The sequence below is a fragment of the Micavibrio sp. TMED2 genome, from assembly GCA_002168225.1.
In the GTDB taxonomy this organism is placed as follows: Bacteria; Pseudomonadota; Alphaproteobacteria; order TMED2; family TMED2; genus TMED2.
Genome location: NHBH01000009.1, coordinates 446,843 through 468,730 on the forward strand (window position 1 = coordinate 446,843; position 21,888 = coordinate 468,730).

Below are 21,888 nucleotides of genomic sequence, written 5' to 3' on the forward strand. Positions count from 1 at the left end.
CCGATGCGCATCCTGACCATTGTCCATAACCACTCCAGCAACCATCCCGGCGGAACCGAGTATATCGCCGAGGCGCTCCATGCTGCCTATGGTGCTCGCGATGATGTCGAGGCGTCATGGTTGCTGGCGGCACAGGACCCCGGTCTCTCTGCCGGGCTGGCCGGGACAACGGTATCGGCACTGCCGGGATATGATGATGTCTATCTGTTCCGGCATGGCAATTTTGATCCGATAATGCAGACCCGTGATTCACTGGAGCCGTTCCTGTTCGATGTCTCATGGCTTTTGGATGAGCTGCGCCCGACCCATATTCACATCCATCATCTCAATCATTGGGGTGTTGAGCTGCTCGGCTTCCTGCGCCGCAAGCTGCCTGACGTCAAAATTATCCTGACCCTGCATGATTATTACTTCATTTGTGCCAATGACGGTTTGCTGCAGGATGAAAAGGGGCGTCCCTGTGCCCATATGCGCGGCGATATCTGTCGCTGCATTCCGGCACTGCCGGTGGCACAGGCACAGGCCAAGCGTCTCAATGTTCTCCAGCATCTGACTATGGTGGACCGGATCGTCGCGCCGAGCCGCTTCCTGATGGAGCAGTTCATCAACTGGGGGGTGCCAAAGCAGCAGATAACACTGATCAACCATGGCTGGCCGGTGACCGTGCCGGATGTGTCATCGCAACCAGACCCGCATCGCTTTGCCCTGATTGGCAATCTGCGACCGAGCAAGGGTACGTTGCTGGCCATGCGGGCCTTCAATATGGCTTGTGAAAGGAGCGGCCTGCCGCTGGAGCTCGATATCTGGGGTGATGCCCTGTACCAGCCGGATACAGTGCAGGAAGAGATCAAGGCGCTGGCACGGGAGAGCAAGGGTGCCATCCGTTTGCACGGGCGCTATGAGCAACTGGATGTGTCGCGGGCCATGGATCGGGCTGCATGGGTGTTGGTGCCCTCCCTATGGTGGGAGAATGCGCCGCTGGTGATTCAGGAGGCCTTTGCCGCCGGCCGTCCGGTACTGTGTAGTAATATCGGTGGCATGGCAGAGGCGGTGCGTGACGGTAAGGATGGCCGCCATGTGCCGGTCGGCGATCTTTCCGCCTGGGCTGATACGCTTGCCGATTGCGGTGGCAATGCCCCCCTGTGGGGTAAGCTGCACAAGGGTATTAAGCCACGCAAAACCGTGGCGCAAATGGCCGATGATTACATCAGCCTGTTGGCCGTCAAGGCGCGGAAGGCAGCCTAGGGCTCCAGAGCCGGTTCAGAAAACGGCTCGATATACCCGATCCGGTCGAGACCGCCGGTGCTGTTGAGCCAGATTGCCCACACGGTCACGTCCTCATCCGCATCACCTTCATCGGTGAACAGCAGTTCAAAGCCGTTCGGTTGCGTGAGGCCAACGCCGCCCTGCCGAGCCGATGCGATGATTTCCGAACCGCGTGTCGCGATCAGCCAGACCATGTCATTGCCTGCCGGGGCCGGGTTCATGATACCGTGCAGCTGGCGATAGCCCTCATGGCGCTCATCCTGTCCGATGATGCCGACGGTTTCTGTCGTATTGGGGGCATTCTGCTTCTCCAGCGTCTCGCCGACCGGGAACGGTGATGGCTCGACGCTGAGGATGGCGGAGACCCGAGCCGCCTCTGCCCGCTCGATCAGCACGCGCAAATCCCGTGGGAACAGCATGCGGCAGAAGACCGGTACTCGCTCATCCGTGTCATGGACCAGCCGGACCTTGTTTTCGAGGCAGATGCGCCCGTCCCGCAGATTGGCGGTATCGCGCTGATAGATGGCGGGATAGTCGAACCGGCCCGCCAGCGGTTGCTCCAGACCGAACACAAACCCGGCAAGGGTTATCGCCGTCACGGCCACGGCTCCAACCGGTGCGAGGCGATAGCCGCTGAGCAGCCATACCCAGGCGATGGCGGCAAAGGGCAGGGCAAAGGTCACATGCAGATAGTAATAGGGATGGGTCGCCGCGTAATTGATCACGCTTGGCATCACGGTTCCGGCCAGCAACGCGCGACCGCTGGTGATCATCGCCAGTGCAGCCAGTGCGCCAAGCACTGGCGTTGCAAGGCAGAACAGTGATCGGGCATTGGCTGCGGGCAGGGGCCACTCGCGTAACCCCAACAGCGGTAACGGGGCCAGTAACAGCACCATGGCGACAGCGCCATACAGTGGTTCGGCTTTCAACCCGACACCGCGGGCGATGGTGATGAGGTAATAGGTCCAGAACCGTGCATTATTGGGCAGCAGCAGCGGGTTGTCCTTATGATTGGTTCCGGCCTCGACCAGTTGGAATGCGCGGTCGCTGAACATGATCGAGGCTGCGGCAACCGCTGCCAGCAGCAGCCAGCAGGCACCGATTGTGGTGATGCGCGGCAGGGCGGTGCGCTCGGCCCGCAGGATGATCAAGGCCAGTAGTGTACCGGTGACGGCCAGCAGATACATAACGCCGGAGAGGTAGGAAACGGCGCTCAGGAACAGGAACAGCCCGACCAGCGGTTGCCGCGCCTTGCCCAACCGGTCGCTCGACAGGCAGAGGAGCGCCAGCGTCAGATACACAATCGCCATCTGGTGTACGAAGCTCATGGCCTGTGCCGAGAAATGCACGGTGCCGGTAAGCGATGGCAGCAGCAGCAGCACGATCAGCCCGGACATCCACCACGTCGCCTTGCCCGATGCCTTGAGCAGGACCCGCCATGCCGCCAGCAGGAAGGCGAGCAGGAAGCAGTTCTGCAGGGCGATATAGGTGGTGAATTTCAGGTCGAACAGTCGCAGGGCCAGATACTGCACGAGGTTCTGATAGGCGGCGATGGTGTCATTCTGGGTGCCGAAGACATTCTCGAGCCGGAAGGTGCGGGAATAGCCGGGGATGCGGAACACCGCCCAGTCATCGGCATAGAGCACGTCAGGTCGCGCATCCGACGACACCATGAGGTGCCAGCCCCAGAGCATGAGCAGGGGCAGGAGCGGCAGCCACAGGCCGAGTTGTTTGCTGATGGAATTGCGCACGGGGAGAAGCTGTTACTTTTTGTCGACCGGCTTGGTGGCAACCGCGACCAGCTGCAGCCCGGCCCGCGACATGCCCGGTGCCCGGATCGTTAAGTCATCGAGCTTGACCGCCGCACGGGTGATGGCGCGAATGCCGGGAATGAAGCGGAACAGCCGGTTAAACACCAGCACGTCGCTGTTCATGAAGATGCAGAAGCCAAAGAAGCCATAGGTCTTCCAATGGGTGACGGTGAGGCCGGCCTGTTCCAGCGGCGGTACGGTTTCTTCATGCACCAGCGGGCGCTCGGTCTGGTCATCGAGGGCCGGGGACAGGCGATAGATGATCTTGCGGATACCGCGCCAGAGCCAGAAATCATCGAGCGGCTCGCGACAGATGAACCGACCGCCGGGCTTCAGCACCCGGGCGATTTCATTGAACAGGGTCTGGCGGTCATTCACATGATGAACGCCGCCCAGCATGAACACCGTGTCGATTGAGCTGTCTGCGACGGGCAGGTTGGTGGCATCGCCCTGCAGGAAGGTAAAGCGGGCAGGATCATGATGCTCGCGGGCACTGGCCAGCATCTGGGCGGAAATATCGACACCGATCCCGGTCTCGATCTGATCGGCGAACAGGGCGAAAGCCTCGCCGCGACCGCAGCAGACCTCAAGTGTGGTGCCAAGCGGCTGGTCGGCGACCGCCTCGGTCACAGCGTCATCGAGCGACTGCTGATAGACGATGGTGTGCGGGTAATTCAGGTTGGCAATATAGGCGGCGGCAACCCGGTCGTAATGGGCTTGTTGCCGGATGCTGTCCTCGGTCTTCGGGATGGCGGCAAACAGCGGCACGCCGTTCGGCTGGACCGGATAGCTCGTGTCGGGCTCATCCGCACTGACCAGCCTGTCGCCCTGATGGGTGAGCGCACTGCCGGTTGCCGGGCAGCGCAGCAGCGGCAGTACCCGGTCAAGCGGGGAAGCGGCCTGATTGTCCGGGCTCGATTGTGCTGCGGAGGTCAGCATCTTTTCACTTTCCGCGTTTCAATAGTTGCTGTTGTGATCCAAGGCGTGCATGAAGGGCCATGCTCGTGTGAAATTCAAGCTGTTCCTTTGAATTTTGCCTATCGAATTTGCCCACCAAGTTTGCCATCAGGTTTGACCGTCGATACCGCCATGATCTCCATTATTGTGCCTATCTATAACGAAGTTGGCGCCATACGCGACCTCTATGATGAAACCAGACAGGCTTTTGTCGGGCGCGATGATGCCTATGAGATCATCTTCGTGAATGACGGCAGCAGCGACGGCTCCGCTGATCTGCTTGATGAACTCGCGGCCAGTGATCCGCTGGTCAAAGTCGTGCATTTCCGCCGCAATTTCGGTCAGACAGCAGCGCTCATGGCCGGTTTTCGCCATGCCAGCGGTGAGGTGCTGGTGCCGATGGATGGCGATGGCCAGAACGATCCGGCGGATATTCCGCGGCTGGTCGATGAGCTGGACAAGGGCTTTGATGTGGTCTCCGGCTGGCGAAAGGATCGTCAGGATCGTACCATCAGCCGCAAGATCCCGTCCCGTATCGCCAACCGCCTGATCTCATGGATCACACGCGTACAGCTGAATGACTATGGCTGTACGCTCAAGGCCTATCGCCGCAGCGTCATGCAGCGGGTCTCGCTCTATGGGGAGATGCACCGTTTCATCCCGGTTCATGCCCATTGGAACGGCGCGCGGGTGACCGAACTGCCGGTCAATCACCGGGCGCGTACTACCGGGCAATCAAAATACGGTATCGACCGGGTGCCGCGCGTCTTGCTCGACGCCATCCTGCTATACTTCCTCGACCGGGCGCTTGATCGGCCATTGCAGTTCTTCGGCAAGCTTGGCCTGCTGTCGTTCTTCCTGACCGGTTTGGTCGGGTTGTGGGCCATCTATCTGAAATTCATGGGTACCAGCTTCGTGCAGACGCCCTTGCCGCTGCTGATGGTGCTGCTGACCGTGCTCGGCGTTATGTGCATCCTGCTCGGCCTGCTCGCCGAGATGATGTCGCGGGTCTATTTCGAGTCCCAGAACCGCACCGTTTACGCCATCCGCGAGACCCGTAATCTGCCCGATGATGCCGGGGTATAGGCTGGATCATGTGTGGCATTGCCGGCTTTACCGGACGATATGATGATGCGGCGGGCATCCTGTCCCGGATGCTCGACAGCATCGCCTATCGCGGGCCGGATATGCGCGGCGAACGGGTTGAACCGCATATGGCCTTCGGCTGGCTGCGACTGGCGATCATTGCGCCGGAAGGCGGCTACCAGCCACGCCATGATGAGGCGAGCGGTGATTGCCTGATCTTCAACGGCGAGATTTATGATTACCAGAATGTCGCCCGGCAGTTGCAGGCCGAGGGCATACACCTCGCCGATGCTTCCGATACCGAGGTGCTGTTTCAGGCCATCCGTCATTGGGGCCTCGATGCCGCGCTCGACCGCCTCGACGGTATGTTCGCCTTTGCTTTCCGGGATGGCGAGGATGGCAGCATTACGCTGGTCCGTGACCGGTTCGGCGAAAAGCCGCTCTACTACGCCGAGCGGCAGGGGCAGCTGATCTTTGCCTCGGAGATCAAGGCGCTGCTCGAGCATCCGGCGCTGGATGCGGTTGGCCCGGACATTGCCGGTCTGCATGACTTCCTGCATTTTGAATATGTGCCGGGGATTGAGACCGGCTGGCTCGGTATCCGCAGGCTGGCACCCGGCCATATGCTGCGCTGGGATGCGGAAGAGGGGCTCGATGATCTGGACGCGCAGGAATGCTACTGGCATCCGAGCCGGTATCCGGTCGCAAGTGATGATGTTCCACCCTATGAGGAAGCGGTCGCCGCAATCGGGCAGTCGCTGGAACGCTCGGTCGCCGAACGGCTGGTTGCCGATGTGCCGCTCGGACTGTTCCTGTCCGGCGGGCTGGATTCCAGCCTGATTGCCGCTTACGCCAAACGGCACAAGCCGGACATTACCGCCTATACCATCCGCATGCCGTCGGGCAGTTATGACGAAACCCCCTATACGGTCCGGGTGGCGGAGCATCTGGGGCTGGATCACAAAGTCATCGACCTCAGCGATGAGGATGTTGAGCGGGTATTCCTCAAGGCAACGGGTATGCTCGACGAGCCGATGGCCGATGCCTCGCTGATCCCGACCTATCTGGTCTGTGAGGCGGCACGCCAGCATGTGACGGTGGCAATCGGCGGTGACGGGGCGGATGAGCTGTTTGCCGGCTATGCGCCCATGCGGCTGCTGAAATATGCCGGGATGATCGGGGCTGTGCCGTCCTGTGCCGGGCGGGCCTTGCGGCGGCTCTTGTCCCTGGCACCGCCATCGGGCGGCTATATGGGGCCGGGCTTTGTCCTGCAGCAGATGAGCCAGGGTTTCGGCCAGCCCGAGGGCGATCAGTGGCATCACTTCATGTCACCATTCCCGCCGGAAATGCTGGCCAGACTGATCCCCGATGCCGACGCCCTGCACACCCGTACGCTCGATGCCGCTGATGGTGTTGATCTGATCGACGATGTCTCCCGGCAGTTTCTCGAGCATTACATGACCGGGCATATCCTGACCAAGACCGACCGCGCCTCAATGTATAATTCGCTGGAGTTGAGGGCCCCGTTTCTGGATCGCAAGCTGGCCGAGGCGGCGCTGGCGCTGCCTTCGGCCTATAAATATGCTGGCGGCAAGGGCAAGCGACTGTTGCGCTCTCTGGCTGAGGGCATGCTGCCGAAAGAGATTATCCGGCGTCCGAAACACGGGTTTGCCCCGCCTCTGTCCGACCTGCTCCGTGGACCGTTGCGTACAGCCATCGGTGATGTGCTGAACCAGCGCGACCATGTGCTCGATGGCTGGCTGAACCATGACTATGTCATGACGCTCTGGGACCAGCACCTTAAGGGGCGGGCCGATCATCGCAAGCGTCTCTATGCCCTGTATATCCTCAAACGGGTCTATGCCAAGGCTTGAAAAACCGGCCTTTCGGACAATATCGCTCGGACCCGGTAGGTGAAATTTTGCTAAAATACGCCGCGTTTTTTAAACGAAAAAAATGTTATTCCGCGAGCGCCTTACCTATCATGACGCCTCTTGACCGGGTGATCGTCACCGGCAGTGCAGCCTTGTAAACCGGACCGTTTATGAACAAGAAAATCGGCATATTGGGGCTTGTGCTCAGCTTTGTTGTCGTTGTGCTGCTGGCGGTTGTCTCATCCTATGTCTTTGTTCAGGACTACAAGAGCTATGCCGAGGCCAATAAGGCCAGATTGAGCACAGCGGCCAGTCTGCTTGAGCAGCATGTGATGGCAAATTTCGATGCTGCCCGGCAGTTGCTTGAACTGACTGCCGACGAGATTGAGAAATACGGCATTGAGCAAGTGGCCGAAGGCCGCCCTGCGTGGGAAAAATTCCGTGAACAAATGCAGGAAAGACCTGCCATTCGCAGTATCTGGATTGCCGGTAGTGATGGTCGGATGCGCGTTTATTCCGATCGTTTTCCGGCCCCCGATCTGAACGTGTCAGACCGGGAATATTACTTCATCCATCGTCAGCAGGGCATTTCCGACCTCTATGTCGGTGACCTGCTACCGGGCAGGTTCACCGGTGTCCGGTATTTCCCGATTTCATTTCCCGCCTTTGATGAGGAAGGCAATCTGATTGGCGTTGTTGCCGCTGCCTTCGAGCCGAGCTTTTTCGAGAGCTATATCAACGAGTTGGATATCTGTCAGACCTGCAGTATCGGCCTGCTGGTCAATCGGGACAATCTGGTTGCCGGCAGTCTCGGCGCAGGTGAGCCGTTTGAAGCTCGTGATCTGACCGTTGGGGCCAATGATTTGACGGTGGTAAGTCATGCCTCGTCCGATACCCTTGGTTTCTGGTGGGACAGTCAGCGGATAGCCATGCTGGTCGCCATGGCGGTGGTAATGCTGGTCTCGGCACTGGCTCTGATGACCGGATTGTTCAATTTCCGTCGGGCCCAGTCGGTTGACCGGCTCTCGGATGAGAACCGGGCACTCAATCTGTCGAATGATCATTTCGAGCGTGCGCAGAATGCTGCGAGGCTGACTCATTGGCGCTGGAAGGTTGGCAGTGACAAGGTGATCTGGTCGCCCGGTGTGATCATCACCTTCGGTTTTGATACCGATAACTTTGTGAAGGAACACGGTCAGTTCATCAGCAATTTCGGTGAAATGATTACCCGTATCCATGTGGAGGATCAGGATCAGCTGCGCGCCATGCTGAGCCGTGTTTCCACAACGAAGCAGCCGGAAAGCAAGCTGTTCCGGGTGGTGGCGCCGGGCGGAGAGGTTCGTTTCGTAATGGTCGAGGCCGAACCGAATATCAGGAATGGCAAGGCCAATGAGGTGACCGAGCTGTTCGGCATCGTTCAGGACGTGACCGAGAAGCATGAGGCGCAGCTCGCGCTCAGCAAGGCCAAGGATATGGCCGACACCGCCAATACGGCCAAGACCATGTTCCTGGCGACTGTCAGTCACGATATCCGCACCCCGCTGAATATCATCAGCAACATGAACGACATGATCCTCAACGCCACCGATGATCCCGGCATCCGCAGCTATGCCGAGGCGATCGACCGGGCTGGGGAAAACCTGCTGTCACTGGTCAATGACGTAATCAGCGTCTCGCAGCTGGAGAGCGGTGAGTTCAAGCTGCATACCGTGCCGCTGCTGATCAAGCCGTTCCTTGAGGATCTGGTGGAGAGCTTCCGCCCTCTGGCATCCCAGAAGGGTATTGCCCTGATCTGCAGCGTTGATGAAACCGTGCCGCAGTCAATTCAGGCCGATCCGAAGGTGATCCGCCAGATTGTGTTCAATCTGGTAGGCAATGCACTGAAATTCACCAAATATGGCAGCGTTACGGTTACGGCCCAGCCATATGTCGAACCGAATGGGAATGGCGAACGACTGTTGCGGATTGTCGTGCGTGATACCGGCAAGGGCATACCGGCAACTGAATTGCAGGCGATTTTTGAACGGTTCATGCAGGTCGATGCCCATACGCCCGATGCCTATGGATCCGGCCTCGGCCTCTATATCTGCCGGTCGCTGGTCGACCTGCACGGAGGGACGATCACCTGCCGGAGTTCGGTCGGTATCGGCAGCGTGTTTACCGTGCTGATCCCGCTGGTTGAGGCTGAAAACTCAACTCTTGAGCAACCGGCAACCAAGGCCAGAGCCATGCCGGAACAGCGGGTGCTGATTGCCGATGATGTCGAGGAAAACCGCGAAATCCTGAAAATGATCCTGAGCAATCACGGGCATCGGGTGAAAACCGTGCAGAACGGTGCCGAGGCGGTGGATTCGGTCAGACAACAGGGTTTCGACATCGTGCTGCTCGATATCCGGATGCCGGTCATGGATGGCATGAAGGCACTGGCGGCCATCCGCAATGATCTGCACAAGCAGATGCCGATTGTCGCCATCACGGCAAACGCGCTTGAGGAACAGCAGACCGTCTATCAGGAAGCCGGATTTGATGCGATCATCCCCAAGCCGTTCCGCGCTGCCGGTGTGCTCAACACCATCGCCAGCCTGATCGACAGTCATCAGCCGGTTATGGAGACCGGTAGTGATCCGGTGATGGCGATTGATGCGCCGCCATCGGCCTTTGACAAGGATCTGTTCGGGCAGGCGCTCGATGTGCTGGGGAGGGAGAAGTTTCGTGAGAGCATGGAACTGGTCGAGCATGACCTCAATCAGCTTGAGGCTGATCTGGTAACCCACGGCGTCACCGAAGACGTCAAAAGCCATGCGCACAAACTCGCCGGGTCGGCTGCCAATTTCGGGTTTTCCGGTCTGTCGAAAACCTGTCTCGAGATCGAGTTGAGCGGGCGCAACGATGCCGAACTGCTTGATGAGCTGGTCGAGCAGCGCAAGCTGTTCAAAACCGTGCTGGCGCATCAGGCATGACCGGCCTGAGCGTACCGCTGTCTTGTCGCGACAAGCCTTCTGAAACCGGGCATACTGCCTGCCTTGTTCTTCGGAGGTATCATGAGCCGTCATCGTCTGGATTTTCTGTCTGACCTGGAGCGTCGGGCCCTGTGGCTTGCATCATGGACTATTCACAACGCCAATTACCTGCGCGAAAAATCCGATATGGACGTGAAGGTTGGTGGGCATCAGGCGTCGTCCGCCTCGCTCGCCACCATCATGACCGCGCTGTATTTCGATGTGCTTCGCCCGCAGGACCGGGTCGCGGTCAAACCCCATGCCTCGCCGATCTTTCACGCCATCCAGTATCTCGCAGGCAACCAGACACGCGAGAAGCTGCAGGATTTCCGCAAATACAAGGGTGCGCAGAGCTACCCGTCACGGACCAAGGACGTGGATGATGTGGACTTCTCCACCGGTTCGGTCGGCCTCGGCGTGGCACAGACGCTGTTTTCCTCGCTGGTTCAGGATTATGTCGCTGCCCATGACTGGATCAACCCGGATGAGATGGGCCGTATGGTTGCCCTGATCGGTGATGCCGAGATGGATGAGGGCAATATCTATGAGGCCCTGCTCGAGGGCTGGAAACATGATCTGCGCAACTGCTGGTGGGTGGTTGATTACAACCGGCAATCCCTCGACGGCGTGGTCCGTGAGGGCTTGTGGGAGAAGCTGGCGACCATGTTCCGCAACTTCGGCTGGGACGTTATCATCCTGCGCCATGGCAAGAACCAGCAGGCGGCCTTTGCCGAGCCGGGCGGTGATCGCCTGAAACAATGGATCGAGGATTGCCCGAACCAGCTTTATTCCGCCCTGACCTTTCAGGGTGGCAAGGCATGGCGCCAGCGCCTGATGAACGATCTCGGCGATCAGGGGGCGGTTTCGGCACTGATTGACAAGCGCAGTGATGATGAACTGGCAGCCCTGATGGGCAATCTCGGTGGCCATGACATGCCATCGCTGCTTGAGGCATTCGAAGATGCTGGCCGTCACGACCGACCGACCCTGTTCCTGTGCTATACGATCAAGGGCTTTGGCCTGCCGCTCGCCGGGCACAAGGATAACCATGCCGGGCTGATGACCCCGGACCAGATGGCAGCCTTCCGACATGCCATGCAGGTACCCGAAGGCCGGGAATGGGACAAATGGGCCGGAATGGATGAGCGTGCCGATGCGCTCGGTGATTTTGTCGCCAGCGCGCCGTTCTTCGCCAAGGGGACCCGGCGTTATACGGCACCTGAAATCAGTATTCCCGCCAGTTTGAGCTATCCCGATCCGAAGGAAAAGCCGGTCTCGACACAGGCCGGTTTCGGCCAGATACTCAATGATCTGGGCCGCGAGGACAGTGAGTTCGCCGCCCGTGTCGTGACCACATCGCCGGATGTTACGGTCTCGACCAATCTCGGCAACTGGGTCAACCGCCGCGGGCTGTTCGCGGTTGAGGAATTGAACGACACCTTCAAGGCCGAGCGTATTCCCTCAACCTATAAATGGTCGTTCTCGCCCAAGGGCCAGCACCTCGAGCTGGGGATTGCGGAATCCAATCTGTTCCTGATGCTTTCGGCGCTCGGGCTGTCACACAGCATCCACGGCCAGCGTCTACTGCCGGTCGGTACGGTCTATGATCCCTTCATCTATCGCGGTGCTGATCAGCTGAATTATGCCTGTTATCAGGATGCCCGCTTCATGCTGGTGGCGACGCCGTCGGGCGTGACGCTGGCACCGGAGGGTGGGGCGCATCAGTCCATCGGCACGCCGCTGGTTGGTATGGCACAAGATGGCCTCGCCGCCTTCGAGCCGGCCTATCTCGACGAGTTGGCGGTGATCATGCGCTTCGGCTTCGAGTATATGCAGCGGGATGGCGAGGGTGATCCCGATGAGCGCACATGGCTGCGCGACCAGACCGGTGGATCAATCTATCTGCGCCTGTCCACCCGGCCACTGGAGCAACCGCAGCGGGCCATGACGGCAGAGCTGGAGCATGACATCATCGCCGGTGCCTACTGGATGCGCAAACCGGGGCCGAATGCGCAGGCGGTGATTGCCTATACCGGCGCGCTGGCACCGGAAGCGATCGAGGCGGTGGGGCTGATGGCCGAGGACCGGCGCGATATTGGCCTGTTGGCGATTACCTCGGCAGATCGCCTCTATGCCGGCTGGACTGCGGCCCAGCGTGCCCGTGAGCGCGGCCTGATTCATGCGATCAGCCATGTTGAGCGTCTGCTCGATCAGGTGCCGAACCATGCTGCCATGGTCACGGTTCTGGATGGTCACCCGGCGACGCTCGGCTGGCTCGGATCGGTCTATGGCCACCGGTCACGGTCGCTCGGTGTTGAGCATTTCGGCCAGACCGGCACCATTGCCGATCTCTACCGCCATTTTGGTATCGATGCGCGCGGGATCATGTCGGCGGTGCAGTCGCTGGCACCGGGACGACCGATCAGGAACCTTGATGTTGTGCCTTCAGCCGCTGGCTGAGTTCCCGCACCCGTTTGCCATTGACCCCGAGGTCAGAGGCCCCGATCCGGGATTTCGAGCGTATGTCGATGCGGGTCTCTGTTTCTGACAGAGCCTGAAGGCGTACAACCACGTCATCGGTGAAACCGAACCAGAGTGAGCGGTCGATTGCCTCGATCACCATGGCGTCATTGACCCGGCGCTCATCGGTAATGGCAAGACCCATTGCCGACATGACATCACGCGTCAGTTTTTCTGCTTCTGCCGGTGCCACTGGCAGGGTTATCGGCTGAATATCGGGAAAGGCAGCGCGTTGAACCTCGGCCAGCGTCTGACCCTCGGCAGCACCCGGAACCGGTGCATCAGGATCATATGCCGGTGGATTGTCCCGCACCTTGTCTGCGCCCGCGATGATCTGCGGCGGGTTCTCGACGTCGGTGGTGATGTCATGAATGAACGGGTTGCTGTCCACCGCCTGTTTCATCATCAGCAAGGCAGCCGTCAGGGCAAGGGCGGGCAGGGTGCCGAGGATCGCCAACCCCAGCATCTGTGGCATTCGCCATGTGGCAATGCCGATGGCGACCAGCCCGCCGAGGGTGGCAAGCGCGACCGGTACGGCGAGGATCGCGAGCAGGCTGATCCCGGTGCGCGGTTCGATCAGGCCGAAACGGCTCGCCGGGCCGATCAGCAGACCGATCAGGCCGACAACAAGGGGTAGGATCGAAAGGATCAGGACCGTGAGACGCATGGGATTGCTGCTTTACTCTTCTCTGGCTTGCTGCTGCCGCTTGGCTTATACCCGGTTTTGCCGTATCTAGGAGCACGGCTGGCAGTGCCCCGGCACGCCCATCATTATGGAATACTGGCATGAGCAACACGCCGAAGCCCACGAGTTCTTTTTCTTCAGATGCCCCCGCTGATACCACCGCCGAAGCAACGGAACAACGTCTGCGTAAGGCCGTGCATCAGTACAAGCCCTGGACCCGCGCCGGTTTGCTCGAGCGGATGTTCACGGCTGCCTTCAAGGGACTTGTCTATCCGCAGATATGGGAAGACCCGGATGTTGACCTCGCGGTACTGGAGCTGAAGCCCGGCAGCCGGATGATCGCCATCGGTTCCGGCGGCTGTAATGTGCTGTCCTATCTGACTGCGGACCCGGCAGAGGTGATCGCGGTCGATCTCAACCACCATCATGTGCACCTGATCCGGCTCAAGCTGGCCGGGTTGCGCCATATGCCGAATTATCAGTGCTTCTTCCGCTTCTTTGGTGCGGCGGTGGATAAGGATAATCCCGCGCTCTATCGCCGTTATTTGCGCGCGCATCTGGCCGAGGATACCCGTGGCTATTGGGACAGCCGCGACTGGCTGATGCGCCGCCGGGTCGAGCTGTTCAAGCGCAACATCTATCGCTACGGCCTGCTGGGCCGCTTTATCGCCATCAGCCATTTCGGCGCGCGCCTGCTGGGCGTGCGGCTCGAGCCGCTGCTTGAAATGCGCGATACTGCCGAGCAGCGCACTTATTTCGATACCTATCTTGCCCCACTGTTTGAGCACAAGCTGGTGCGCAGCCTGACCTCGATGAAGGCATCGCTGTTCGGCCTTGGCATCCCGCCCGCGCAATATGACAGCCTCGCCTCGGCTGGCGGCGGCGATATGTCGGTGGTGCTGAAACAGCGGCTGGAGAAGCTGGTCTGTGACTTCCCGATCGCCGAGAACTATTTTGCCCAGCAGGCATTCGGTCGCCGCTATCCATCCGGTGATGGCGGTCCGCTGCCGCTCTATCTGCAGAGCCACAACTTCGCCGATCTGCGCAACCGTGCGGACCGGGTAACCGTGGTCAACCGATCGGTTACCCAGCGCCTCGCCGATGAGCCGGAGGGCAGCATGGATGCCTATGTCCTGCTCGATGCCCAGGACTGGATGACCGACCAGCAGCTTAATGAGCTCTGGGCCGAGATCACCAGAACCGCCAAGCCCGGCTCGAAAGTCATTTTCCGTACTGCCGATGAGCCGAGCCTGTTGCCCGGTCGGGTCAGCCCGGAGATACTGGCGCGCTGGACCTATCACGAGGCCCGCTCACGCGAGATGACGGCCCGTGACCGCTCGGCAATCTATGGCGGCTTCCATCTTTATGAGTTGAACGCGTGAGCAGCACCGCCAGCAGCCATGCGGAGCTGATGAACCGGATATATCGCCGCCAGCGATATATCTATGATGCGACGCGCAAATACTTTCTGTTCGGTCGTGACCGGCTGATTGCCGAGCTGGCACCTGCTGCCGGTCAGCGGGTGCTCGAGGTCGGCTGCGGCACCGGGCGTAACCTGATAAAGGCGGCGAAACGCTATCCCGAGGCGCATTTCTATGGCCTTGATATTTCCACCGAGATGCTCGAGAGCGCGCAGAGCAATATCGACCGTGCCGGGCTGGGTGATCGCATCACCTTGAGGCAGGGCGATGCGACGAATTTTGATCCGCAGGCACTGTGCGGCGTGCCGGATTTCCAGCGGATTTTCTTTTCCTACAGCTTGTCGATGATCCCGCCATGGCAGGAGGCGGTGGATCAGGCACTGCGCGTGCTGTCGCCCGATGGCCGCTTGCGGGTGCTTGATTTCGGTCAGCTTGCCGCCATGCCGCCACTGGCACGGGGCGTGCTGTTCCGCTGGCTCGGCCTGTTCCATGTAAAGGCCCAACCGGCACTCGCTGACCGGATCAGCGAGATCGCCGCCAGACACGACAAAGCGCCGGTGGAACACCGGTCGCTCTATCGCGATTATTGCTGGATGATCAGCGTCGGCTGATACTTGCCTGATACCCTGTTGGCGTATCAGGACGCGGGCTTATTTCTTGCCCACAACCCGTTCGATGCCGCGCAGGATGAAGCCTCTGGCCTCTTCCGGTCCGCCCCAGCCATCGACCTTGGCCCATTTGCCTTCTTCCAGGTCTTTGTAGTGGCTGAAGAAGTGCTCAATGGTCTTGCGCAGGGATTCTGGCACATCCTCATGGGTCTGGAATTGCTCGTAAAGCGAGCTGATCTTGCGCACCGGTACGGCGAGGATTTTCTCGTCCTCACCACCATCATCGGTCATCATCATGACGCCGATCGGGCGTACCTTGATCAGGGCACCGCTCTGGATCGGAATATCGCACAACACCATAACATCGACCGGATCGCCGTCACCGCTGAGCGTATTCGGGATAAAGCCGTAATTCACCGGATAGTGCATGGCGGTGCCGAGGATACGGTCAACGAAGAGTGCGCCACTGTCCTTGTCCATCTCGTATTTGATGGGGTCAGAGCGGACGGGCACTTCAATCATGACATTGACGTTATCGGGCGGGTTGTCGCCGGGAGGGAGCCGATCAAGATGCATAAAGCCGGTTTCCGTATCGTACAGGTGTGTTGAAAGCAGCAGTCCGGTGCGGGTGAAGACTGGTGACCGGGCGCGCGGGGGTTATGATGCAGCGCAGCATACACAAACTTGCGTGGCTATCCAGTCCTTATTGCGGCCTTGATGCCGCAGCCTGCACATATCCGGTCTGCATCATGCTTGCAGTCCGGGCATCGGCGCTTCATAACCGTGGGGTCGGCAGCGGGCCGTCCGGCCTGCTCCTGTTTCATCCCGCCTGTTTGCTTGCCAGATCATAATGACCGTGACCACTACCCAGGAATATGTCCTCAGCCTGTCCTGTGACGATCAGGTCGGTATCGTTGCCGCCCTGACCACCGAACTCGCCGCCCATGGCTGTAACATCACCGAGAGTGCCCAGTTCTGGGACCGTGGCTCGAACCGGTTCTTCATGCGCATCGGCTTTACCGTGCCTGATGGCCTCGACCGGACTGGGGTGGAGCGCGCGCTGCAGCCAATCATCGACCGGTTCGGCATGAAGACCCGGCTGCTCGACCGCTCGGTCAAGCCGAAGGTCATCATCATGGTCTCGAAATTCGACCATGCCATGCTGCATCTGCTCTACCAGATCCGGGTCGGCTGGCTGAATGCCGAGGTCGCGGCCATCGTCTCCAACCACGATGACGCCGCCCGTATCGCCGCCTATGAGGAAGTGCCGTTCCACCACTGGGCGGTGACCAAGGATAACAAGGCGGATCAGGAGGCAAGGTTGCTTGACCTCGTACGGGAGACCGGGGCCGATCTCGTGATCCTAGCGCGCTATATGCAGATCCTGTCGAATGACCTGTCAAATCGCCTGTTCGGCAAGATCATTAATATTCACCACTCGTTCCTGCCGAGCTTCAAGGGTGCCAAGCCGTACCATCAGGCCCATGCTCGTGGGGTCAAGTTGATCGGCGCGACCGCGCATTACGTCACGCCCGACCTCGATGAAGGCCCGATCATCGAACAGGAAACCGTACGCGTCGACCACAGTGGCACCGCCGAAGACTTCGTCGCCCAGGGTCGCGACATCGAAGCCCTCGTCCTAAGCCGCGCCGTAAAACTCCACCTCGAAGGCCGCGTCATGCTCAATGGCAGCAATACGGTGGTGTTTGATTGAGCGGCCTAGTCAGTTTGCTCGGCTAGTGCAGGCTTGCCCAAAATCTCATCGTTATGCTCCCCAAACTTCGGTGGTTTGCGGTTGATTTGGGCCGGGGTGCGGCTGAGTTTTACCGGGTTTCCGGTGCCGCGGTAGTTGTCGAATTCGACCAGCATTTCACGGTGTTTGGTGTGTTCGTTGTCGAACACGGCGGCGATGCCGTTGACCGGGCCGGCGGGGACGCCTGCGGCCATCAGTTTCTCGCAGATATCTTCCGCCCGGAACTGTTTCAGCTGTTCTTCCAGCAGGGTGCGGAGCGCATCGGTGTTCTCCTTGCGCGTGGCATTGGTGGCAAAGCGCGGGTCCTCGGCCAGTTCGGCGGCACCAATGGTCTTGCACAGGCGCTGGAACTGCCGGTCGTTGCCGGTGCCGATAAAGACCTGTTTGTCACCGGCCTCGAACATGTCATAGGGCACGATATTCGGATGGGCATTACCGGTCAGTGACGGCTCCTTGCCGCCCATGAAGTAATTCGCCGCATGGGGGTGGAGCAGGGAGCAGGCAACGTCATAGAGGCTGGCCTCGACAAACTGGCCCTTGCCGGATTTCGTACGCTCATACACCGCCGACATGATGCCGAAGGCGGCGGAGATGCCGGTGGCGATATCGACAATCGGGATACCGAGGCGCAAGGGGCCGCTCTCCGGCGTGCCGTTGACGCTCATCAGCCCGGCTTGCGCCTGTACGATGGCGTCATAGCCGGGCAGGCCGCCATAGGGGCCATCGGCCCCGAAGCCGGAAATCCGGCAATGGATCAACTGCGGGAATTTGGCTGAGAGCACATCATGGCCGATGCCCCATTTCTCCAGCGTGCCGGTCTTGAAATTCTCCACCATGATATCGGCGGTTTCCAGCAGGCTGAGCAGGGCGTCCTGGCCCTCTGCAGATGACAGGTCGAGGGTGATGCCTTTTTTCGAGCGGTTGACGCCGCGGAAATAGGCGGCGGAGCCTTCCTCGAATGGCGGGCCCCAGCCGCGGGTCTCGTCGCCGGTCGGTGGTTCGATCTTGATGACTTCTGCCCCGTGGTCGCCGAGCCATTGGGTACAGAACGGCCCGCCGAGTACACGGGTACAGTCAATCACTCTCAAACCAGTCAGCGCGCCGCCGCTCATGTCAGGCTCCATTTCCTAGGGGTTTTTGTCATTGATATGCTTATAGGCATAGCAGGGCTGTAACGCACATCACTTTCTTGTCCTTGCCCGTGAGGGGTGCAGGCGGTTAAGCGTGGTGGTGAGGAACCCAAGCAGACTGTATCCAATCAGATCAAGAGCCGGAACAAAGGCCATCCCGTTATGACCCGCCAGATTGACTACCAGCGCGTTCTCGAACAGATCGCGGAGGCGATTATGCCGCTCTATGGGCGCGGCAAGGTTGCCGATTATATCCCGGCGCTCGCCGATGTGCCGCCGCGCCAGTTCGGCATGGCGCTGCATACGGTGGCGGGCGAGACGTTCCATATCGGTGCGGCGGAACAACCGTTTTCGGCCCAGAGCATCACCAAGCTGTTCGCGCTCCAGCTTGCCATCGTCCGGGCCGGTGACATGGTCTGGACCAAGGTGGGCAAGGAGCCATCGGGCGATCCCTTCAACTCGCTGGTCCTGCTTGAGCATGAGGGCGGCTTCCCGCGCAATCCGTTCATCAATGCCGGTGCGCTGGCCATGGTCGATCTGCTGATGAGTGCCGGGCCGTCACCGGACATGATGATGCGCGATTACCTGCGCCTGTTGAGTGGCAATCAGGCGATCGAGATCGACGAAGAGGTGGCGCAATCGGAATGGCAGCACGCCCATGTGAATGCGGCCCTGACCCATTTCATGAAGAGCCATGACGTGATTGATCACGATGTGGATGCGGTGTTGCGTGCCTATTGCCGGATGTGTGCGATCCGCATGAGCTGTACCGACCTCGCCGCCGCCACGCTGGCCCTCGCCAATCGCGGGTTCTCGCCGCTGTTGGGAGAGACGATCATGCCCGCCCGGCAGGCGCGGCGGATCAATGCGGTAATGCTGACCTGCGGCACCTATGACAGTGTCGGCAGTTTTGCCTACCGCGTCGGGTTGCCGGCAAAAAGCGGTGTCGGTGGCGGCATTGTCGCCGTGGTGCCGGACAGGATGAGCCTCGCCGTCTGGGCGCCGGAACTCGATCGTTCGGGCAATTCCTATGTCGGTACCGCAGCGCTCGAACAGTTCACGACACTCACCGATCTGTCGGTGTTCTAGCGACCGCTCGGTAGGCGACTCGACGGGGTTTATTGCCTGATCCTGCGAGCTTGCGGAGCGGCTTTGTCAGACAGGCTCGACCGTATCCTGTCTACAACCCCCGAATTTGACACGCCGCAGCAACAGTTCGGGGCGTAACGGTCCCCGTCAACTGGTGATCTCTCCGGCAAGCACTGTTCTGTCCGGCATAATATCAGCGGATAAGTTCAACCCTTCGTGCTTTGCCTGTATCCATGCGCGTGCCAGACGCTGACAAAACCGGACCGGCCAGATTACGCCCGATGCGCGCAGGGCTGACCCTGCTTGCCATCGGCAGCGCGGCGCTGACCGGCATTGCCGTCCTCTCAGGGCAGGGCGATGGCAGCCCGGCACCGGCGGTGCAGGCGCCTGCGGACGCCAATCCGATAACCGACAGCTTTGTGCAGGTCGCTGATCTCTCCGCCGGGATCAGTGCGACCCGTGACCTTACGACAGATGCGGCCTGTCTCGCCCCCGTGCCGGTCGGGTTGAACAACGGCGACGATGATCCTGCCGCCCTGATTGCATATCACCGTGATCTGGTCACTGACTGCCCGCTTGCCACGGTGCGTATGCCGGTACTCGGGCAGGCGATTGATGCGCTGTCACTGTCCGCCGCCAGCATGTTGCTGGAACTGGAACGGCAATATGCGGTCGGTAGTGAGAGTGATGTGGAGTATCTGGCGGTGCTTGGCCAGCATCTCGCGGTGCGCCGTTTTGCCGATGCCTTGGCCGATGGTCGCCTGCGTGCGGCCGGAACGGCGGCGATGACCGCGGCCCAGCCCGGCCCGGCAATCCGGCTCGGCTATGCGGCGCTGGAGCGTGGCGATACCGGCACCGCCCGGCGCTGGTTCGAGCGGGCGCTTGACTGGGGCGCTGCTGAGGATGCCTATCTCGGCACCACCGCGATTGCCCTGAAGCGCGGCAATCTGGATCAGGCGCGGCTGGTGCTGGAGCAACTCGACGGGCAATCGCCACGGGTGGTGGCGCTGCAGGGACAGGTGACCCTGCTCGCCGCACAGGCGGAGATCGAGAGCGGTAATATCGAAACGGCACTGGCCCTGATTGATGAGGTGGCGGAGGTCGCCGATCGCCTCGGCAATGACGGGCTCAAGGGGCAGGTACAGGATCAGAAGGCGATTATCCGCCTGTCCGAGGTGCAGAAAACTTTCGATGCCGGTGATTATGCGCGGGCACGGGACATGGCCGATGCGCTGGCCGAGGAACAGCGCAAGGCGGATGCGGATATTCATGACGCGGCCATGAAGATCGCTGCCTGGTCACGCTATCACCTCAATGAGTACCGGGCGGCGGCCTCACGGTTCGAGCAGCTGCTGGATAGCAAGGACGCGGTGGATAATGCCGAGGGGCTGGCCCTCAGCCTCGCCGCTGATGACGAGTTCGAGGAACTTATCGGTATCGCCGCCAACCAGTCGGGCGAGGTTGCCCGGACCCTGCGCATTGTCGGACGGGATCAGGCTCTGGCCCGCGATCATGTGCAGACCGCATCTCTCGTGGCGGGCAAGGGGCTGGAGGCCATCGGGTTGCATGGCATCGGCGATCCGTGGATGCAGGCCGGTTTGGCGGTGCGCTACACCGATGGCGAGCCGGGGCAGGACCGCTTTCTGAGCGCGGCGCCGACACTGGCGCTGGGCGTGCCGATCGGACGGCACCGGGTGGCCGGTATTGTCCGCGCGCCGATCATTGATACCGAGACCCCGCGCCCAGGCGATCTCGTCGGTACCCCGACGCCGGTAGGGGCCATGGGACGATTTGATCCGACCGACGATCTCTATGCCATGGAGCCAAGCTTCAGCTGGACCTATGAGGCGCAGATACAGCCCTTTGCCCAGCTTGGCACAACGCCGCTGACCGGTGAGGTCAGCCCGCTGCCGACCGGCGAAGTCGGCGTGATCTATCACGGCAAGTCCGGCTGGCGAGCGAGCGCCAGTCTGGCCGCATCATCGCGGCGCGACAGCCTGCTCTCGCTCGCCGGGATCGATGATCCGGTGACCGGTGACGCCTATGGCCGGGTGGTGGAGGCGGGACCGCGGGTGCAGGCAGTGGTGCCGTTGGGTGAGCGCTGGACCGTCAGCGGCGAGGCGCTGGCCTCAACCTTCATCGGGGAGAATATCGTCGAGAATGACCGGCTCGGTATCGGTGCCGGTATCTCATACGACCTCGATCTCGGCGGGTTCGAGCATTTCGGTATTGGTCCGTCCTATCGCTACGAGACCTATAGCGAGAACGAGTTCTTTTTCACCTACGGGCATGGCGGCTATTTCAGCCCGCAGGAGTTTCACCGCGTCTCGCTGGACATGAATTTCCAGACCACGGAGTACAAGGACTTCCTGTTCCGTGGCACGGCCTCGATCGGTTATGAAACCTTTGACGAGGCATCCTCGCCGATCTTGCCGGAAAATCCGGGCTTCGGCAGCTTTGCCGCCAGCAACAGCAAGGCGCTGGCGCTGTCCGCGCTGGTCGAGGGTGCCTATCTGATCAGCCCGCGCTGGCAGTTGATCGGCTTTGCCGGTGGGGCGAGCGCATCCGACTACACGGAATATATCGCCGGGCTGTCCTTGCGCTATACCTTCGGCGAGCGTGATGGCCTGGTTGTCCGTGATCTGTTCCCGGCTGAGCTTGGTTTCTCACAGCGATAGGGTGCGGGTTA

At 60.4% G+C, this 21,888-nt stretch carries 15 protein-coding genes; 10 read left to right on the forward strand and 5 right to left on the reverse strand.

Translation table 11 applies throughout. The annotated features are described in order from the left end of the window. Positions 1-3: 3 nt before the first annotated feature. The gene (locus CBB62_13815; GenBank protein ID OUT39449.1) at positions 4-1,245 is read left to right on the forward strand and encodes a hypothetical protein; all 1,242 of its coding nucleotides are present in this window, start codon (positions 4-6) and stop codon (positions 1,243-1,245) included. Here CBB62_13815 and CBB62_13820 read toward each other — a convergent pair. Continuing rightward, the gene (locus CBB62_13820; GenBank protein ID OUT39450.1) at positions 1,242-3,017 is read right to left on the reverse strand and encodes a hypothetical protein; all 1,776 of its coding nucleotides are present in this window, start codon (positions 3,015-3,017) and stop codon (positions 1,242-1,244) included. The genes CBB62_13815 and CBB62_13820 overlap by 4 nt on opposite strands. 12 nt (positions 3,018-3,029) lie before the next feature. Further along, the gene (locus CBB62_13825; GenBank protein OUT39451.1) at positions 3,030-4,016 is read right to left on the reverse strand and encodes a methyltransferase type 11; all 987 of its coding nucleotides are present in this window, start codon (positions 4,014-4,016) and stop codon (positions 3,030-3,032) included. Positions 4,017-4,166: 150 nt separating this feature from the next. Here CBB62_13825 and CBB62_13830 point away from each other — a divergent pair, with 150 nt between their 5' ends. From CBB62_13830 to CBB62_13845, 4 genes are all read left to right on the forward strand, one after another. Continuing rightward, positions 4,167-5,120: a glycosyltransferase gene (locus tag CBB62_13830; GenBank protein ID OUT39830.1), complete on the forward strand. Its 954-nt coding sequence runs from the start codon at positions 4,167-4,169 to the stop codon at positions 5,118-5,120. A gap of 8 nt (positions 5,121-5,128) precedes the next feature. After that, positions 5,129-6,994, forward strand: coding sequence for an asparagine synthase (glutamine-hydrolyzing) (locus CBB62_13835; GenBank protein ID OUT39452.1), 1,866 nt, complete (start codon positions 5,129-5,131; stop codon positions 6,992-6,994). Positions 6,995-7,164: 170 nt separating this feature from the next. After that, a complete protein-coding gene (locus tag CBB62_13840) occupies positions 7,165-9,954 on the forward strand; it encodes a hypothetical protein (GenBank protein OUT39453.1) in 2,790 nt (929 codons plus the stop codon). Between the two features lie 81 nt (positions 9,955-10,035). Beyond that, positions 10,036-12,453 carry a transketolase gene (locus tag CBB62_13845; GenBank protein OUT39454.1) on the forward strand — a complete coding sequence of 806 codons (2,418 nt, stop codon included), beginning with the start codon at positions 10,036-10,038 and terminating at the stop codon, positions 12,451-12,453. Here the strand turns inward: CBB62_13845 and CBB62_13850 are convergent. Further along, positions 12,416-13,180, reverse strand: a complete 765-nt coding sequence (locus CBB62_13850) for a hypothetical protein (protein OUT39455.1) — start codon at positions 13,178-13,180, stop codon at positions 12,416-12,418. The genes CBB62_13845 and CBB62_13850 overlap by 38 nt on opposite strands. A gap of 119 nt (positions 13,181-13,299) precedes the next feature. Here CBB62_13850 and CBB62_13855 point away from each other — a divergent pair, with 119 nt between their 5' ends. Beyond that, positions 13,300-14,580, forward strand: coding sequence for an S-adenosylmethionine--diacylglycerol 3-amino-3-carboxypropyl transferase (locus CBB62_13855; protein ID OUT39456.1), 1,281 nt, complete (start codon positions 13,300-13,302; stop codon positions 14,578-14,580). Positions 14,581-14,609: 29 nt separating this feature from the next. Further along, a complete protein-coding gene (locus CBB62_13860; protein OUT39831.1) occupies positions 14,610-15,230 on the forward strand; it encodes a hypothetical protein in 621 nt (206 codons plus the stop codon). 39 nt (positions 15,231-15,269) lie between these two features. Here CBB62_13860 and CBB62_13865 read toward each other — a convergent pair whose 3' ends face one another. Further along, a complete protein-coding gene (locus CBB62_13865) occupies positions 15,270-15,803 on the reverse strand; it encodes an inorganic pyrophosphatase (GenBank protein ID OUT39457.1) in 534 nt (177 codons plus the stop codon). Between the two features lie 274 nt (positions 15,804-16,077). On the opposite strand from CBB62_13865, the gene CBB62_13870 reads away from it, so the two are divergent. Further along, complete coding sequence (locus tag CBB62_13870) at positions 16,078-16,941, forward strand: formyltetrahydrofolate deformylase (protein ID OUT39458.1); 864 nt, start codon at positions 16,078-16,080, stop codon at positions 16,939-16,941. Between the two features lie 5 nt (positions 16,942-16,946). Here the strand turns inward: CBB62_13870 and CBB62_13875 are convergent, their stop codons facing one another. Beyond that, positions 16,947-18,104, reverse strand: coding sequence for a carnitine dehydratase (locus CBB62_13875; GenBank protein OUT39459.1), 1,158 nt, complete (start codon positions 18,102-18,104; stop codon positions 16,947-16,949). Positions 18,105-18,272: 168 nt separating this feature from the next. On the opposite strand from CBB62_13875, the gene CBB62_13880 reads away from it, so the two are divergent. Both CBB62_13880 and CBB62_13885 read left to right on the forward strand, forming a co-directional pair. Further along, a complete protein-coding gene (locus CBB62_13880) occupies positions 18,273-19,199 on the forward strand; it encodes a glutaminase (protein ID OUT39460.1) in 927 nt (308 codons plus the stop codon). Between the two features lie 233 nt (positions 19,200-19,432). Continuing rightward, positions 19,433-21,877, forward strand: coding sequence for a hypothetical protein (locus tag CBB62_13885; GenBank protein OUT39461.1), 2,445 nt, complete (start codon positions 19,433-19,435; stop codon positions 21,875-21,877). The last annotated feature ends 11 nt before the right edge of the window (positions 21,878-21,888 follow it).

Excerpts from the sequence above, each read along its gene's own strand:
- CBB62_13815 (OUT39449.1), top strand. The coding sequence starts at position 4 with ATGCGCATCCTGACCATTGTCCATAACCACTCCAGCAACCATCCCGGC.
- CBB62_13825 (OUT39451.1), bottom strand. The coding sequence starts at position 4,016 with ATGCTGACCTCCGCAGCACAATCGAGCCCGGACAATCAGGCCGCTTCC.
- CBB62_13830 (OUT39830.1), top strand. The coding sequence starts at position 4,167 with ATGATCTCCATTATTGTGCCTATCTATAACGAAGTTGGCGCCATACGC.
- CBB62_13835 (OUT39452.1), top strand. The coding sequence starts at position 5,129 with ATGTGTGGCATTGCCGGCTTTACCGGACGATATGATGATGCGGCGGGC.
- CBB62_13840 (OUT39453.1), top strand. The coding sequence starts at position 7,165 with ATGAACAAGAAAATCGGCATATTGGGGCTTGTGCTCAGCTTTGTTGTC.
- CBB62_13845 (OUT39454.1), top strand. The coding sequence starts at position 10,036 with ATGAGCCGTCATCGTCTGGATTTTCTGTCTGACCTGGAGCGTCGGGCC.
- CBB62_13850 (OUT39455.1), bottom strand. The coding sequence starts at position 13,180 with ATGCGTCTCACGGTCCTGATCCTTTCGATCCTACCCCTTGTTGTCGGC.
- CBB62_13855 (OUT39456.1), top strand. The coding sequence starts at position 13,300 with ATGAGCAACACGCCGAAGCCCACGAGTTCTTTTTCTTCAGATGCCCCC.
- CBB62_13860 (OUT39831.1), top strand. The coding sequence starts at position 14,610 with ATGAACCGGATATATCGCCGCCAGCGATATATCTATGATGCGACGCGC.
- CBB62_13865 (OUT39457.1), bottom strand. The coding sequence starts at position 15,803 with ATGCATCTTGATCGGCTCCCTCCCGGCGACAACCCGCCCGATAACGTC.
- CBB62_13870 (OUT39458.1), top strand. The coding sequence starts at position 16,078 with ATGACCGTGACCACTACCCAGGAATATGTCCTCAGCCTGTCCTGTGAC.
- CBB62_13875 (OUT39459.1), bottom strand. The coding sequence starts at position 18,104 with ATGGAGCCTGACATGAGCGGCGGCGCGCTGACTGGTTTGAGAGTGATT.
- CBB62_13880 (OUT39460.1), top strand. The coding sequence starts at position 18,273 with ATGACCCGCCAGATTGACTACCAGCGCGTTCTCGAACAGATCGCGGAG.
- CBB62_13885 (OUT39461.1), top strand. The coding sequence starts at position 19,433 with ATGCGCGTGCCAGACGCTGACAAAACCGGACCGGCCAGATTACGCCCG.